This is a genomic window from Bacteroidota bacterium, from assembly GCA_039111535.1.
Taxonomy (GTDB): domain Bacteria; phylum Bacteroidota; class Rhodothermia; order Rhodothermales; family JAHQVL01; genus JBCCIM01.
In genome coordinates, this window is record JBCCIM010000029.1 from 1 (window position 1) to 16,368 (window position 16,368).

General features: G+C 51.4%; 11 protein-coding genes. 7 read left to right on the forward strand and 4 right to left on the reverse strand.

The genetic code is table 11. The features are described from left to right. Positions 1-183, reverse strand: a 183-nt coding sequence (locus AAF564_06885; GenBank protein MEM8485256.1) for a YdeI/OmpD-associated family protein, incomplete at its 3' end; no start/stop codon positions are given. Positions 184-338: 155 nt separating this feature from the next. Between AAF564_06885 and AAF564_06890 the strand changes: the two genes are divergently transcribed. Both AAF564_06890 and AAF564_06895 read left to right on the forward strand, forming a co-directional pair. Next, entirely contained in the window at positions 339-1,571 is a 1,233-nt protein-coding gene (locus AAF564_06890; protein MEM8485257.1) for a crosslink repair DNA glycosylase YcaQ family protein, read from the forward strand. A gap of 207 nt (positions 1,572-1,778) precedes the next feature. After that, entirely contained in the window at positions 1,779-4,160 is a 2,382-nt protein-coding gene (locus AAF564_06895) for a TonB-dependent receptor (GenBank protein MEM8485258.1), read from the forward strand. A gap of 146 nt (positions 4,161-4,306) precedes the next feature. On the opposite strand, the gene AAF564_06900 is transcribed toward AAF564_06895, so the two are convergent. The 3 genes from AAF564_06900 to AAF564_06910 form a co-directional block, all read right to left on the reverse strand. After that, on the reverse strand, positions 4,307-4,663 hold the full coding sequence (locus AAF564_06900) for a DUF6404 family protein (protein MEM8485259.1): 357 nt from the start codon (positions 4,661-4,663) through the stop codon (positions 4,307-4,309). Positions 4,664-4,994: 331 nt separating this feature from the next. Continuing rightward, entirely contained in the window at positions 4,995-7,223 is a 2,229-nt protein-coding gene (locus AAF564_06905) for a T9SS type A sorting domain-containing protein (GenBank protein ID MEM8485260.1), read from the reverse strand. A gap of 180 nt (positions 7,224-7,403) precedes the next feature. After that, on the reverse strand, positions 7,404-8,210 hold the full coding sequence (locus AAF564_06910) for a TatD family hydrolase (protein ID MEM8485261.1): 807 nt from the start codon (positions 8,208-8,210) through the stop codon (positions 7,404-7,406). 145 nt (positions 8,211-8,355) lie between these two features. Between AAF564_06910 and AAF564_06915 the strand changes: the two genes are divergently transcribed. The 5 genes from AAF564_06915 to AAF564_06935 all read left to right on the forward strand — a co-directional run bounded on the left by AAF564_06915 (position 8,356) and on the right by AAF564_06935 (position 16,368). After that, positions 8,356-10,926 carry a histidine kinase gene (locus AAF564_06915; GenBank protein ID MEM8485262.1) on the forward strand — a complete coding sequence of 857 codons (2,571 nt, stop codon included), beginning with the start codon at positions 8,356-8,358 and terminating at the stop codon, positions 10,924-10,926. Between the two features lie 32 nt (positions 10,927-10,958). Continuing rightward, positions 10,959-11,810: a response regulator transcription factor gene (locus AAF564_06920; GenBank protein MEM8485263.1), complete on the forward strand. Its 852-nt coding sequence runs from the start codon at positions 10,959-10,961 to the stop codon at positions 11,808-11,810. A gap of 333 nt (positions 11,811-12,143) precedes the next feature. Continuing rightward, positions 12,144-13,667, forward strand: a complete 1,524-nt coding sequence (locus tag AAF564_06925; protein MEM8485264.1) for a SpoIID/LytB domain-containing protein — start codon at positions 12,144-12,146, stop codon at positions 13,665-13,667. Between the two features lie 47 nt (positions 13,668-13,714). Further along, positions 13,715-15,748 carry a TonB-dependent receptor gene (locus AAF564_06930; protein ID MEM8485265.1) on the forward strand — a complete coding sequence of 678 codons (2,034 nt, stop codon included), beginning with the start codon at positions 13,715-13,717 and terminating at the stop codon, positions 15,746-15,748. 17 nt (positions 15,749-15,765) lie between these two features. Continuing rightward, complete coding sequence (locus AAF564_06935; GenBank protein ID MEM8485266.1) at positions 15,766-16,368, forward strand: hypothetical protein; 603 nt, start codon at positions 15,766-15,768, stop codon at positions 16,366-16,368.

Sequence of the window (16,368 nt, forward strand, 5' to 3'; positions counted from 1 at the left end):
CAATCGCTTCTGCACAGTCTGCGCTCTTTTTGCGCGCGTTATCCACCCGACATAATCGTTTTGCTGATAGGACGGCCGCGCTTTGTAAGCATCCATCAGCCCGCGCGCATGCAAGGCCTCGAATACAAATTCAGGCATCGGGTAACGCGGGCGTTTTAGTTTTGAAAAATCGCGTTCGGTCATAAGGCATCAATGGCGATTGCTACATTTCCCAGGTTGATCTATTATCAACTCACAGCAATGACAACATGGTGTCACCCCGTATCGGTAAGCTGCCTTTTGCTTGCGATAAGCGGTCAAGTTAATATCTGTAGGAGATCCCACCCAAATTTATACGCATGAAAAGTAAAGCGATTGTCAAGGTAGACCTCAAAACTGCTGTCAACTTGTGGTTTCATTGCCAGAGCATGCACAGACCCCGCGGCTCCGTAAAACTGACGCCGGCAGTGCTGAGCGGATTTCTCGAAAAGGTTGGCGCCCTGCAACTCGACAGCATCAACGTCGTGGAACGGGCGCACTACCTCACCCTTTGGAGCCGGTTTGGCAACTACGATAAAGCAGACATTGACCAATGGATTTATCAAGACAAAATTGCTTACGAGTACTGGGGCCATGAGGCGTCCATTTTACCCATCTCCCACCTGCCACTCGGACGCCGGCGGATGAAGTTATTTCCACCCGAAAGCTGGTTAAATTCGAGTTGGTGGAAACAGCAACAAACGTCGCCGGCCTCAAAGCGCCGCGTATTGCGCCGGCTCCGGACAGAAGGCCCGCTTGAGAGTGCACATTTCGAGAAAACTGTTGGAGACCGCAAGCGTGCGCAGCAGCTAGGTGCAGTCGCCCCCGTAATGCCTGGGCATAAAGAAGACAAGCGCTCTCTCCAACTCCTCTGGCATGCCGGCAAAGTGGCCGTATCCACAAGAAGGTACTTCCGACGCATTTACGATCTTTCGGAGCGGGTCTTCCCTGAAACAGAAACTGTTACGCGCGCTGCGTACCATGACAGTTGGCTTTTCATCGGCCTCAAGGGAAACGGCATTGCCACCGAAAAACATCTGGAGAATTACTTCACTGCGCCCAAACTCAAAGCGCCCGAACGCAGGGCAATCATTGATCGCAACCTGAAGGCCGGCCGAATCGTGGAGGTTCAAATCGATGACCGGAAAGACCGCTGCTTTATGCTGCCAGAGCATGTTGATCAGCTGAACGCGCTAGATGATCCGACAGGGACCACGCTGGTTTGTCCGTTCGACTCTTTCCTCTGGCAAAGAAAACGGGCGGAAGCGTTACTCGATTTCCACTACCGCATCGAAATTTATGTCCCGCAAAAGAAGCGGCAGTTTGGGTACTACGTCCTCCCTATCCTGCACGATGGCAAACTCGTGGGCCGGCTTGACCCCAAACTCCATCGCGACAAAGCCCTGCTCGAAATCAAATCGATCTACCTTGAAGAGACCTTCAAGCGCACACCCCGCTTCGACCAGGCACTCCGCGAAACGCTCCATGACCTCGCCGCATTTGTCGGCGCGCAGGACTTGCAAATGCCGGCTGGCTGGGGTGCGCTGGCGTGAACTGGATCATACAGATCAAGGAGTGATGCGATTTTCCATGCTTCCAGAAATAATCCCAAATCCAGAGGGAACCATATGGATATGGTTGACTGAAACAACACAAAATTTTTGGTTGAGCAGAAAATGAGCAGGTTTCGATCTTCCACGTGAGCAGTTTGGCGTCACATATTGCATGCAGTTGGATTTAAAACTCACTTTTGCATGCTCATGTATAGATCAACGCTTGTACTGCTTTCAATACTGGCAAACTTATTTTTAGTATCCTTCCTGCAGGCCCAAACAACGGGCACCTTAACGGGCACGGTTACAGATGCAGATACAAACCTCCCCCTTGAAGGAGCAAACGTATTATTGGTCGATATCATTCAGGGTGCTGCGACAAATCGTGCGGGTGATTATAGCTTTGATTCGATTTCAGCTGGATGGCATACGCTCGTCATACGCCGAATAGGATTCGAGTCCAGCGAGGCGTCGATTTTCATAGCGGCTGATTCTACGACCTTCTACAACACAGCGTTGTCTGCCGCATCGATCCATCTCGGCGAAATCCTCGCGCAGGCAGATCGCCCCTACTCAGCAGCTTCTTCTGCTACAATTCGTGCCTTCGATCTTATCACGCGTCCGGCAAACGCCTCGCAGGAACTGCTCCAACTGACGCCCGGCCTGGTTACGGCCCAGCATGCAGGGGGCGGCAAAGCAGAGCAAATCTTTCTACGAGGGTTCGATGCAGATCACGGCACGGATGTCGCAATTTCGGTAGACGGCGTACCTGTCAACATGGTATCACACGGCCATGGCCAGGGGTATGCAGACTTGCATTTTCTCATGCCTGAAGTTGTTGAAAACATCGAAGTGGTTAAAGGTCCCTATAATACCCGCTTCGGCAACCTGGCAACAGCGGGTGCGATTGCGTTCTCAACAAAAGACCATCTGGATCAGAACCTGATCCGCATGCAAGGGGGCCGGTTCAACACCGCAAATCTGACGGCCCTCTACCAGATCCCGATTTCGGAGGCCGGGCATCAAGGCGCTTATTTTGGCGGGCAGTTTTACAATACTGATGGACCTGTATCAAGCCCACAGGAATTCCAGCGGTTCAATTTGTTTGGCAAATTCCACACCCACCTCAGCGAAGAAGCCAAACTCTCCCTGAGCTTCAGTGGTTTTAGCTCAGCATGGGATGCTTCAGGACAGATTCCAGTACGCGCGGTCGAACGCGGGGTAATCAATCGCTTCGGTAGCATTGATGACCTTGAAGGGGGCACCACAGGCCGGCAGGACATCAACCTGACCTACGCAGCTGAAAAAGGCAACGAGAAATTTCGGATTCAAGGCTACGCCACACGCTACAACTTCAAACTCTTTTCCAATTTCACCTACTTCCTTGAAGACCCGATCAACGGCGACATGATCGAGCAAACCGATGACCGGCACCTGGTAGGTATCAATGGCACGTATCAGTTCACCAGAACAACTGGAAGGTTTATCACAACCACAACCTTTGGCGGCGGATTTCGCGCGGACGACACCATCGTGTCGCTTTGGAAAAGTCCCAACCGACTCAGACAGACCGGCCTTGTCAACGCTGACGTTGCAGAACGGAATTTGTCTTTGTGGGCGCAGGAAGAAGTTGTCTTTTCTACCCGACTCAGGCTCCAACTCGGATTACGCGGTGATTATTTCACATTCAATGTAGACGACCGACTGGAAGGGAAGCCGGCAGAACTGCCCCACGCCTCGGGATACGCGCAGGAAGCCATTCTAAGTCCCAAAGCCAACCTGGTTTTTAGCCCAAGTGCCACACTGGACCTGTTTGCCAACGTTGGTTCTGGTTTTCATTCGAACGATGCCCGTGCCGTTGTGCAAGGGCATCGGGTCCGTGACCTTGTACGCATCTATCAGCGGCAGGAGCTCACCGACAATCAAATACAAGAAGCCTTGGCAGCGCAGCATCTTGCCCGCTCCCAGGCTTCCATTGGTACGCTGCCCAGAGCCATCGGAAGCGAGGTTGGCATTCGATTCCGCCTGACGGACCACCTGCGCGTATCGGTGGCTGCGTGGAAGCTTGATCTTGAGAACGAGTATGTCTACGTCGGTGATGGCGGATTCACCGAGCTTAGCGGCCGTAGCCAGCGCTACGGCATTGACCTGGAAACGCGCCTGGGCATCACTTCATGGTTATCAGGAGATAGCGATGTCAACCTTTCGCGCGGCCGCTTCATCGATGCGCCGGCTGGCGAGGATGCCATTCCGCTGGCCCCTCGGCTAACCGCTACAGGCGGACTGACCGTAATACATCCAGGCGGGTTCGAAGGCAGCCTCCGGTATATCCATATCGGCGACCGGCCGGCAAATGAATCGGGCAGCGTCACAGCCAGCGGTTATACGCTCTTCAACTTATTTGGCGCGTACAAACTCGGCGATGTAAAATTATCGCTTGTGCTGGAAAACCTCTTCAACATCAACTGGAACGAAGCGCAATTTGACACTGAATCCCGTTTGTTTGATGAGGCCTTCCCCGTTTCTGAGTTGCATTTTACGCCGGGTAACCCGAGGGCGCTGCGGATTGGGATTGATTATACCTTTTGATGTGAGCAAGGGTTGGCCTGAAGCGAATACTAGCACAAAATGGTCAAGGCTGAGTCCTGAAAACGAACCGCCCTGATAGCCAAAATCAGTGAATTGTATACTTTGTGGCGCACTGACCGGACCAATTCAGCCGGCCGGCTACAAACCTATAAATCACGCCACTTGGACAGGTTATGTTTTTGCGCAGTATAGCGTGTGGCGAGGGCAACCCATAAACCCATCAGAATTGCACCAACAAGCATCAGTAGTTTCATCGTCATACTTGATGTAGCGCCGATCAATGGGGCAATAACCCACCCATAAAGCAAAAATGCAAGCACAAAACTCAAAGTAAAAACTGCAAAATCGGACACAAACGACTTGTAGTATGGTGGCCTGAACTTGAGTTGTTTCCAGAATTTTTCAGTCAGGCGGTAAATATAATTCGGACGCCAGTTCATCTTGTTTTCCAACTCCTCGCGTGCCTTCGCATATTTTCTCTCAAACGCTGAAAAGTTTTGCATGAGCAAGCAAGATCATGTGATGTGATAAGGCCGAACAGAATTAATATAACCAAATCCTGTACCAAAGATAAAGCCGGCCGATTTCGTGTGAGCCAACGAAAACGAAATCGTAGGCTGGGTATCTTTACAATACCCGTTTTACATTTATGTGGATACTGACTTCGTGTTTAGGTAGTGCATACGATATAATTTCTATTGCCCGTAAATACAGCGAAATAAAGGAGTGTAATCCCGAAAGATCCAATAGCCTGAGTACTCTTCGAAGAGTTTTTTTCTTGTGGAGCCACAATTCTCATGTTGTATGCTAACCGGTCTTAGCCGATTCTTCCTTCTACAAGAGAATTATCTTTTTAGTCGATTCATAAGGCCCCATTCGAATCTTATAGAAGTAAAGGCCCGCAGAAAGGCTTCGCCCATCAAAAACGGCTTTATGCCGACCAGGCTGCATCATTTTGTCTATGAGCGTCGAAATGAGTTGACCTCCCGCATTATAGACGCTTAAGCGTACAGATACTGGTTCTTTTACATCGAAAATGATCGTAGTTAACGAATGGAAAGGGTTGGGATATGCCGGCAGTAATTCGTATTCGTATGAACTGATTTCATCTTCGGTTGTCGTAGGCATCGAACAAGAGCCGGCATCAACAACTTGTTGAAGGGTTGGATTAATCAGGTTATTACTTACACTATATTCCCCCTGTAACCCCTGAGAACTTAGCAAAGAATGAAGGCCACAAAAACTATCTAGAGCTGTATTGTAGTTGATATACAGGCCATTTTCCACAGAAGTAAGATTGCTCAATCCATCCAGGGTGGCAAGAGAATCATTATATCTGATAAACAATTCTCCGCCTACGGAAGTCAGATTGCTCAAGCCATCCAATGTGGTAAGAAGCATATTGCTTCTTACACCCAGGCTGCCATTCAGGATTGTAAGACTGCTCAAGCCGTCGAGCGAGGCAAGAGAGTCATTAAAGCTAATAGTCAAATCATTCAACGTCGAAAGGTTTTCCAGGCCTTCCAGTGTAGTTAAGGATACGTTGCTTTCTAGAATCAAAGCCTCGCCTATGGAAGTCAGGCTTTCCAAACCATCCGTGGAGGACAGCGATGCATTTTTTCTTACTTCGAAATAGCCCTCAACAGAAGCAAGTCTGTTCAATCCGGTCAGCGTAGTCAGAGAGTTATTTCCGTCGATATCCAGATTGCCTCCTACAGAAGTAAGACCGTTCAAGCCAGTCAGCGCGGTAAGGGCAGGATTGCTTGTTATGTCCAGATATCTTCCCACAGCAGCAAGGTTGTCCAAACCAGTCAGTGTAGTCAGAGAGGGATTACCTGATACAACTAGATATTGCAAGGTTATAAGGCCTTCCAATCCTTCAAGTGTTGTTAGGGAGGTATTTCCGACGACATCCAGATTGCCCCCCACGGAAGTAAGACTACGCAAACCATCCAGGGTGGTTAGAGAATCATTGAAGCCGATATAAAGGTCATCACCTATGGTAGTGAGACCCTCCAAGCCATCGAGAGTGGCAAGGGATGCATTGTGGCTGATTTGCACAACATCATCCACAGACTCAAGCGCATTCAAACCACTCAGCGTAGTAAGGGAATCATTATGGTCTATGATCAGATAGCCACCCACAGCAGCAAGGCCGTGCAAACCAGTCAGTGTAGAAAGAGAGATATTTCCCGAAATACTGACATTGCCACTTGCGAAAGTAACATTATTTAAGCCATCCAGCGTGGTTAAGTTTAAGTTGCTCCATAACACTATATCGCCTCCCACGGAGGTAAGGTTGTTCAAACCAGACAAAGAGTTCATGGGAGTGCGACCTATGATGAGACCGCCTATCAAAGAAAGACTGTTCGCGCCCATCAATGAGGCCAGTGAATCATTATCCTGCAAACCCAGAATTCCCCCTATGGAAGAAAGACTGTTCAATCCTTCCAGGGAGGTCAGGGACTGGCTACCATTTATGTTCAGATAGCCGGCTATGGAAGTAAGACCATCCAACCCCTGCAGTGTAGTGAGGGATGTGTTGAAGTTCACATCAAAATCTCCGTCTACAGAAAGAAGGCTATTCAAACCAGCTAATGTGGTCAGAGAGGCATTTCCTGTTATTTCCAGATCACCACCTATAGAAGTCAGATTACTCAAGCCATCAAGTGAAGCCAGTGCTACATTTCCCCTTAACTCTAGATCTCGCAAGGTACTTAAGCCTCCCAATCCATCAAGAGAAGCGAGAGAAGGATTACTTTCCACAATCAGAGTACCACCTATTGCAGTCAGATTGTTTAAACCAGCCAATGACATTAATGAATCATTGTCGCTTATAATCAGACGCCCTCCTACAGAAGCAAGTGTTGAAAGGGGCGCTAAATCAACTATATCAGAACCGTTGATTTCAAGAGAACCTGTAATATCCGTCCCACTAAACGCATCTACTTGAGCCTGATTAGATAAGACGACACTGCCATCTACAACTTGCGCGTGTACCATAGATGAGAAAAACATGAACGCGCTAACAAGAAGATGTATCGTTACTATTTTTTTTATCATGAATTCCAGAGTGTGCAATGAGGAAGGCCGCAAAGAATCGTGTAATACCTTGAAGCTGGTTTAACGCTGAAATGACTGCTTTTGGCCACGAGAAAGAAATCTAACCAATCCCTGTAGCAATAAAAACCCGTTCTCCGATCTCCCAGATGCAGTTTCAGTTCATTTACCGGCCTTCCCCCCTTACCCATCCAGCCCAAACAACTGTTTCGCATTGGCCGTCGTCACAGCAGCCACCTCCTCAACCGACATTCCCTTTACCTCCGCCAGCTTCTCTGCAACCAGGCGCGTGTACGCCGGCTCATTCCTTTTACCCCGATGCGGCACAGGGGCCAAAAACGGTGCATCTGTCTCCAGCACAACCTGCGTGAGCGGGACGTCCTTCACAATATCCGCCACACCACTGTTTTTGAACGTCAACGTCCCGCCGATCCCGAGCAGGAAATTTAGCTTCGCAGCTTCCTCGATCAGCCACGCCGGCCCACCGAAGCAATGGAAAATGCCGCGGAGGTTGTCGGCTTTTTCTTCGTTCAGGATTTTAACCATGTCGCGGTGCACTTCATCTTTGCCCTGCTTGTCGCGCATGTGCAGGATTAGCGGCAGGTCCTTTTCGATAGCGAGGCGGATGTGCCGGCGGAAGAAGTCCTGCTGCTTCGCGTCGAACGTTCGATCCCAGTAGTAGTCGAGGCCGCTCTCCCCTACGGCTACTACACGTGAATCATCACAAAAAGCAGCTACGGCTTCAAAGTCTTCGTCCGTTGCGTCTTTGGTGTCACTCGGGTGAATGGCAGACATCGCATGCAACCCGTCGTAGGCGTCACACAACGCCAATGCATCGTGGATGGAGGCTACATCGATGGCCGGCATCACGATGATCCCAACCCCCGCGTCTTTTGCACGCTGGATCATCGCTGCCTGGTCGTTCAGCATCCGGTTATGGTAAATGTGCGCGTGCGTATCAATAATCAACGGGTGGTTCAAATCGGGCATTTACTTATCTTTGGGGATTGAAGTGTAGTATGGGGTAGAGGATCTTGTTTAAAGTTGAAGGTTAAAGGTTGAAAGTTGTTTGATTTATAAAAGGGTATTGCCTACCTGAAAGAGATCCTTCGCGGGGCTCAGGATGACAGGTGCGATGACCTGCAACATCCATTCGACAATCGGCATTCGACAATCCATTAAGCGTTTTATCCAAATAGCGCCCATTGCAGTCCTGCTGCTGCCATTTCTCGTATTGGCCCCTATTGGCCAGGTGATCTACGAGTGGGTGGAGTTTGCGCGGCTTGTACCGCTATCCACCGTCAGCGTTTCTGAGCGCGGGTTCGACTGGGTGTACTGGCAAGAAAACGATGGCACCATAGAGGCAACCTATGTTTTGCCCAAAGGTCCGGGTGCACGGGCCGGCATTGAAGAAGGGGATGTTTTTTTCTCGCTCGACATGCAGCAGTATTTCAATGTAGAGCAGCTCCACGAAGCCATCGACGGCATACAACCTGGCAGTACGCACTCCTTTGTATTGCTTCGAGGTACAGGGGATAGCCCGGAAATTGATGTCCGCTTTACCCGCTACCCAACGTTCCTTTACCCCCTTTCCATGCCGCTTTGGCGGTTTTCAGTATGGGCTTTTACGCTTGCTGCGTTTTTCCACTTGCTTGGTTTGCTGATTGTGGTGCCGGTTGCTTTGCGTCCGCGTACAGCGCCACGAGCACGCTTTTCGCTGATGCTCATCATCGCGTCGTCGATCTGGATTTTTGGCAACTGGGCGCGGCTGCTTATTGTTGAGATTATAGGTCCACCCGGCACCACCGGTTCTTTTGTTGATGACATCTTCCAGTCGCTTACGTTTTTCAGCATCGCCGGCTGGATTGCCTTCCCCCCGCTGGTGCTCCGGAAGGTGTTGGGTGATACACGGCTCATCGGCGCCGGCCGGCTCGGCAAAGCCCACTACCTCATCTACCTGCCCACGCTTGTGCTTGTGGCAGCCACAACGGTCTCAGCTGTACGTGGTAGTATTGGTCCGTTTTCGCTCAACAGCCTGATTGCCCCCATCCTCTTTTACGCCTGCTGCTACGTTGCCACAGCTGCGGCGTTGATCTTTACGCTTTACGTGATCAACCCGGAAGAAGCTGAGGAGCGTCTGGGTGGGTGGAGCAGAACAGGGAGCGCAATCACGCTTGTTGTATCGCTATTGATGGCGCTGCTTGTGCTTGGTGTGCTGCCCATTTTTGGTCCGGTGCCCGACAAAACGGCCGGCTGGCTGATTGTCTCCGCACAGTTGCTTTCACTTGCTCCGGTAATCCTCGTTTCGTTGGCCACGTTGCGGCAGGGTAAAATGGACCAGGTGCTCAGCCGAGCGCTCGCTTACCTGACAGTTTTGGGGCTGATTTTCTTCACGTTTATAGGCGGACTTGAGTTACTGCAGCGCTACGTTACCGGGTTTTACGTCTCCCAGAAGCTACTTGCTGCCTCTTTTGTTGTCTTCCTGCTCTTTGTGTTTGAGCGGGTCGCGCGCCGGCTGCGGATTTATGCCAACCGTTTCTTTGCCACCGACCGCCAGACACTCCGCACCCGACTCTCACGGCTGCAAGAGCAAATGGGCAGCATTCTCGGAATTTCTGAGCTCGCGCAGCAAACGGCAACGGTTTTAGGCGAGGCGTATGGCGCGCGATCTGTGCTGGTGTTCATCCGCCCTACCGACAGCGCCTCAACCTGGTTTTCCGGTGCCTTCCACCCCGAGCCACCCTATTTCACAGAGCGCATTGCCTCCCAGATTTGGCCAGACCTTGAGCATAAAGGACAGTTGTGGTCAGTTACCCAGGAATTAAACGAGAGTGACATATCCGCACTAACCTACGACACCCTGAAAGCACGGAAAGTAGCGCTGGCCGTGCCGATTATGGTCGAGGAGAACATGGAGGGGCTCATTGTTATGGGCAACAAGAAGCGCCGGCGCGCAATCTATAACATAGAAGACGTCGACTTACTCCGTGGCCTGAGTGGGCAGTTGGCCCTTGCCATTGAGCGCTTGCTCCTTGTTGAACGGGAGAAAATGCTGATTCGGATGAGCGCGGAAGCAGAGCTTAAAGCATTGCGCGCCCAAATCAACCCCCATTTCCTTTTTAATGCACTCAATACCATTATTTCGCTGATTGAAGAGCGTCCCGAAGATGCTGAAGAGACGGTTCAAAACCTGTCTGCCATTTTCCGTCACACGCTAAAAACCAGTAGCCGCTCGTTTATCTCGCTCGAAGAAGAACTCAAGCTGGTCAACCATTACCTGAGCATCGAGAAGGCGCGGTTTGGCGACCGGTTGTCTGTGGAAGAATTCCTCGATCCGGCGCTGCGGCATCACCCGGTACCGGCATTTGTGGTACAGACGGTTGTCGAAAACTCCATCAAACACGGCCTGGAGAAGAAGCGCGGCAAAGGTGTACTCAAAATCAGCTGCCAGTTGAACGACGAAAACGAAGTGGAAGTAGGAATCTGGGATTCCGGCGTCGGCATCCCGAACCTTTTTGAAAACGAATCTGACACCAGCTTTTATGGCATCGGCCTACGCAACATCGCCATGCGGCTGGAAAAATTGTATGGCCGGGTAGATCTTTTTCGGATGACGAGCCTTCCGAATGAAGGCACGGAAGTAAAACTCATACTTCCGGAACGCGTACACAAAGAAGACGAACCCTCGGCACTCTACCCCGAGTGAACCAACCGATTGCTTGATCAAAACGGATTGTTATGCTGAAGACGTTAATTGCAGACGATGAGCCCCCCGCGCGTAAACGCTTGCGCCGCATGCTGAAACCCCTGATCGACGAGAAACGCATTGAAGTCGTTGCAGAGGCCTGTGATGGTATAGAGACACTGGAGCTCCTCGAAAAACACGATGTGGACCTGCTTTTCCTCGACATCCGCATGCCTGAACTCGATGGATTTGAGGTCCTCAAAAAGCTTCCTGCTGGTCAGCAACCCGTGGTGATCTTTACTACGGCGTATGACAATTACGCCCTCAAGGCTTTTGAAGCCAACGCCGTAGACTACCTCCTCAAACCGATCGAGAAAAAACGGCTTGCAGAATCTGTAGCCCGCGCAGAGCAGCTGCGAAGTGCAACATCTGATGACACTTTGCCGCGCGACGAGCGCCTCAACAAGCTGCTCGACTGGCTCGACAACCACGAAGTAGCTACAGCGCCGGCGGCCGAGAAAGACGACAAAAACTACATGCGTCAGATCTCGATCCCCTACCGCGACCGCATCCTCGTTGTGCCCGTGCACCGCCTTGTCTCAGCAGAAATCAACGAAGGCATTACCCGGCTGTGTATCCTGAGTGATGCGCAGGAAAGCCCGAAACAACGCATTCGGCAGCACATCGTCAATTACACCCTGGAGCAGCTCGAAGAACATTTGCACCCGGATGCCTTTATGCGTATCCACCGCTCAGCAATTGTGCAGATTGACCACATCCAGGAAATGATTCCCTGGTTCAGTGGGCGGTACAAGTTGATCCTCTCCGGTACCCACGAAGTAATCGCCAGCCGTGAGCGCTCCAAGTTGTTGAAAGAACGCCTGATGGTGGATCTGAAGAAGTAAGATAAAGCGGCACATTCCTGAATGATGCTTCATTCGTGATCACGGTTGTCGGATTTTTGGGTTGTCGGGTTTTTGGGTTGTCGGGTTTTCGTGTTGTCGGGTTGTCGGATTTTTGGGTTATCGGGTTATCGGGTTGTCGGATTTTTGGGTTGTCGGGTCATTATCCGGAAGTACGAAATCACAAAAACACGAAATCACAAAAACACGAGATCACAAAAACACGAGATCACGAAATCACAAACCAAAAGGATACAAAACGCCAAAAAAAGCGGCATTTCACTTTAGAATTATTTATCTTACGTCCAAAAGAAATAAAGACTTACCTCAGATACCATGCTTCGTTCTGCCCCAACAGATCGTTTCTATCTTTTCCTTTTGCTTTTTAGTTTTCTGCTGCCCTCCCAGGTCTCTGCATATCAGCAAGACAACGAGCCCGTTCAGGTACGCTTGCTGCGTGACATCTCCCCCCGCACGATCATTGTCAGCAGCTCTGCGACAGCCAACCTTTACTCAGGCGACCCAACCAATCCAATTGCGCAGTTGGGTAACCGGCAAAAGCTGACCCTGACTACAAGCAACAACCAGGTATACCTGCGGTCTGCTGATGGCGGGATTTATGCCCGGTCTTTGATTATTGAGCAGCAAGCCGGCGAAGAACTCACCGTTGAAGTCGCAGAAGCGCGTGCCGTCATCAGTCCGCGCAGCTACAAGGGGGCTTTCCTGATCCAGGTAGATCCCGCAACGCCCTCTACGTTAAAAATCATTAACATGGTTCCACTTCATGCCTACGTGGAAAGCGTCCTCGCCAGCGAATTCGGGTTTAATGAACTCGAAGCAGCCAAAGCCATGGCCGTAAGCATTCGCACCATCGCTTACCGTACCCTGCAAAACCAGCATGGACCCGAATATGCTGTGCCCGACAACGAAATGTGGCAGGTATACAAAGGCACACACGCGATAACCGAAACTGTCAGAGAAGCTGTTGCAGCAACCGAAGGCGAAGTGATTCGCTTTAATGGCGAACTCGCTGAAGCCGTCTATTTTGCCTCGAGCGGTGGCCATACTGCCAATAACGAAGATGTATGGGATTCATCGAAAATACAACCCTATTTGCGCGGCAAAGACGATCCCTATGACTTCAACTCTCCCCACCACAACTGGGAATCAACCGTTTCGCGAGATCGTCTTCTGCGGCTCTTGAGCGATGAATTCCGCTTTACCGCCAACGGGATTCGCATCCTGAACAGAAGCAGAGATGGGCGCGTCAGCACGATGGCCGTCACGGGTGAAAACGACCGCATGGAGGAGCTAAGGAGCAATAAATTCCGACTCCTCGTCAATGAATGGTTTGGTCGCGAAACACTGAAAAGCACCTTGTTCGAAGTGAACGTGCAACCCAACATGTACATTTTCTCTGGAAAAGGTTTTGGTCACGGTGTTGGCCTTAACCAATGGGGTGCACTGCAACTTTCGAAGAAAGGTAACCTCTACGACGAAATCCTGGCGTACTATTACACCGACGTCGAAATCGACCAGGGTGGCCTCGTAAGCCGGATGCTCTCCGCTACGGGTGACGCCATTGAAGGTGCTTCCGACTTTTTCTTCGACAACGAAGATTCGTACAACCCCAGCATTGATGCCTATCCAACAGACAATACCTACGAGGCCTATGAAGCCGGCCCTGTTACTGTTGACCTGGACGCCCCACTCGATGTTGTTGCTTTTGATGAAGATGACTACCGCGAAGAAGCCGAAGAAAAGCCGGCGCGGCAGCGAAGAAAGCTCTTCCCCCTCAGAAAAGATCCGAACCGTAAACCCGAGAAACCACGGCCGGCAAGCAAAAGGATTGGCTGGTAGTTATATTCAGCACTTCCTGATTCCCCAATTTTCTGACCCTTTAGTTCATGCGAGGATTTGTGTATCGCGTGGTTGCATTGGCATGCATCGCGTTTGCCCCCACAGCGTTGTTTGACCAGGTTTTGTTTGCCCAAGACACCACAACGGTTGAACTCCCCCCCATCGAAGTTGAAGCGACGCGTGCGAACGCATTAACAAGCCAAAACGTCCCCCTGGCCGTAACCACTATGTCACGCGCACCGTTGCGTCGCGAACTCGAACCCGGACTCTCCCTTGACGAAGTGCTCAGCGAATTGCCCGGCCTTTTTGTGAGTGACCGCGGCAATGCAACCCTCGGCGAGCGCATCTCCATTCGCGGAATGGGCTGGCGCGCTGCCTTTGGCGTTCGTGGGGTTCAGATTCTCCTTGATGGCATTCCGCTAACCATGCCCGACGGCCAGGCTGTAGCAGACATTGCCTCGCCTTCCATGATCCAGAAAGCCGAGTTGATTCGTGGTCCTTCTTCATTGTTTTGGGGCAACGGCAGCGGCGGCGTGCTCTACCTCTCTTCCGCCGGCACCAGCCAGCTACCGGGCGTTCGCGTGCGCGCCATGGGCGGCAGCGATGGCTTACAGCAGTTCAACCTCGAATCACGGCTGCAACTGGGCAAAAACCGGTTCAACTTCTATGTAAGCGATGACCGACGCGACGGATACAGAGAATACAGCAACAACCGGTTTACCCGCGCGGCCCTGCATGGCAACCTGCCGATCAACAACCGCGCAGTGCTAACCCTGACCTCTGCCGTTGCCTATCAGGATGCAGAAAACCCCGGCTCCCTCACCCGCGAGCAACTGGATGAAAACCCGCGCCTCGCAAATGCACGCAACGTATCCACATTGGCAGCCAAGCAGAGCCTTCAGTTTCAGGCCGGTGCAACCCTTAACCAGCAAGTTAGCATTGGCCAGTTGTCCGCAACAGCGTACACCCTCATCCGCGACCTCGACAACCCGCTATCGTTCACGTATATCGACCTGAACCGGGCGGCCTATGGCCTGCGTCTGGCGCTGCAAAACACCACAGAAGCGTTATCCTGGGGCATTGGTGTTGATGCAGACTTTCAGGACGACGACCGGCAAAATTTGAACAACGAGGACGGCAACCCGGGCACAGAAGTTAGTATTGCTCAGGATGAAACGGTCCGCAATATTTCTTTCTACGGTTTCATCAATGCAACACTGGTAGGCCCCCTACAAGTCACCGCTGGCTTGCGCAACGACCAGGTGCGCTTTTCGATGGACGACCGCTTGCTAGACAATGGCGACCAGTCGGGCAACCGTACCTTTTCTGCCTTGAGTCCGGCGATTGGACTCGCCCTCCAAACCGGCAATGCACATATTTACGCCAACTTCCGCAGTTCATTTGAAACGCCCACCACAACGGAGCTGGTAAACCGCCCGGACCTCGATGGCGGGTTTAACCCCGAAGTTGACCCACAAACCGTACAGGGATTTGAACTGGGGATCCGTGGCCGGCTGAGCAACTGGCAAACGCGCTTTGATGCCGCGGTCTACTCAATGAATGTCAATGATCTCCTCATTCCTTTCCAAACTGAAGAAGGCGGAGATCGAACCTTTTATCGCAACGGCGGGCGTAACCTGCATAAAGGCATAGAACTCGCCCTTACCACGCATCCTGCGCAGTGGATGATGTTACAATTCACCCATACCTCAGGCAGCTTTGCTTTTCGCAGCGGTGAGTTGCGTGGCAACAAACTCCCCGGACTCCCCGATAGCCGTACCCACATCCGCGGCATCATCCGCGGCGGCGGCTTCTGGATCCAACCTGTCTTTGAACACGTAGCCTCGTTTTACGCAAACGATGGAAACAGTGAATTAAACGATGCTTATGCTGTCCTTGACCTTACCATTGGACATGAAGGCATCAAAGCATCATCGGCAACCATGCGGCCTTTCTTTCGCATTAGCAATGTCTCAGATGAAACCTACAGCGGATCGGTTGTGGTGAATGCCTTTGGCGGACGCTTCTTCGAGCCAGCTGCCGGTCGCACGTTCCAGTTGGGCCTCAATGTGTCTCTCTAACCAATCTGATTGCTTTAGTGGCTATACCCGGGATTGCTCGCACTGTATTGCTTGTCAGCTGCCTCCTCGGCAGCATCCAACACGCCTGGGCCCAGCAGGCAACTTTCGACTACGGCATCGCTGATGTGCGCATGTTTGATGTGGATGCAGCTGACAATCGGAAAATTGTAGATGGGCTCGAAGCCTACTTGTACGACATCGGACCTCAGCCGCATTTTGTATTCGAAGTTGACGTACGCCAACACGCAGGAAAAAGCACCAATGCAATAAAGAGCAACCTTGTCGTTGAGCTGTACTTGCTGCTTGCACGAACCGGCAACGCTGTATACAAATCCCTTTCGAATCCGCAGGCAGACCTGGGCAACGACACAACCTGGGTATACCATGGTCCTGTTGCATTAACATTCTCGCGCAAACAAGCCGGCAAACACACTACCTTCACCTCGGCGCCACACCAGATGTTATTCCTGGATCCGGCAGCTCCCATAACGTTTGCACGGCCGGCAGATTTTTCGATTCTTGGATATGCTTACCGTTTTCTCCTTGTGCCGGCTCACCTCGCCCAGCAAGATGCAAACCCTGCTGACAATGCCTTCCAACTCACGTTTATGAAACCCTGA

What these genes read in the sequence shown, in the direction of transcription:
- AAF564_06890 (MEM8485257.1), top strand. Translation starts at nt 339, where the DNA reads ATGAAAAGTAAAGCGATTGTCAAGGTAGACCTCAAAACTGCTGTCAAC.
- AAF564_06895 (MEM8485258.1), top strand. Translation starts at nt 1,779, where the DNA reads ATGTATAGATCAACGCTTGTACTGCTTTCAATACTGGCAAACTTATTT.
- AAF564_06900 (MEM8485259.1), bottom strand. Translation starts at nt 4,663, where the DNA reads ATGCAAAACTTTTCAGCGTTTGAGAGAAAATATGCGAAGGCACGCGAG.
- AAF564_06905 (MEM8485260.1), bottom strand. Translation starts at nt 7,223, where the DNA reads ATGATAAAAAAAATAGTAACGATACATCTTCTTGTTAGCGCGTTCATG.
- AAF564_06910 (MEM8485261.1), bottom strand. Translation starts at nt 8,210, where the DNA reads ATGCCCGATTTGAACCACCCGTTGATTATTGATACGCACGCGCACATT.
- AAF564_06915 (MEM8485262.1), top strand. Translation starts at nt 8,356, where the DNA reads ATGACCTGCAACATCCATTCGACAATCGGCATTCGACAATCCATTAAG.
- AAF564_06920 (MEM8485263.1), top strand. Translation starts at nt 10,959, where the DNA reads ATGCTGAAGACGTTAATTGCAGACGATGAGCCCCCCGCGCGTAAACGC.
- AAF564_06925 (MEM8485264.1), top strand. Translation starts at nt 12,144, where the DNA reads ATGCTTCGTTCTGCCCCAACAGATCGTTTCTATCTTTTCCTTTTGCTT.
- AAF564_06930 (MEM8485265.1), top strand. Translation starts at nt 13,715, where the DNA reads ATGCGAGGATTTGTGTATCGCGTGGTTGCATTGGCATGCATCGCGTTT.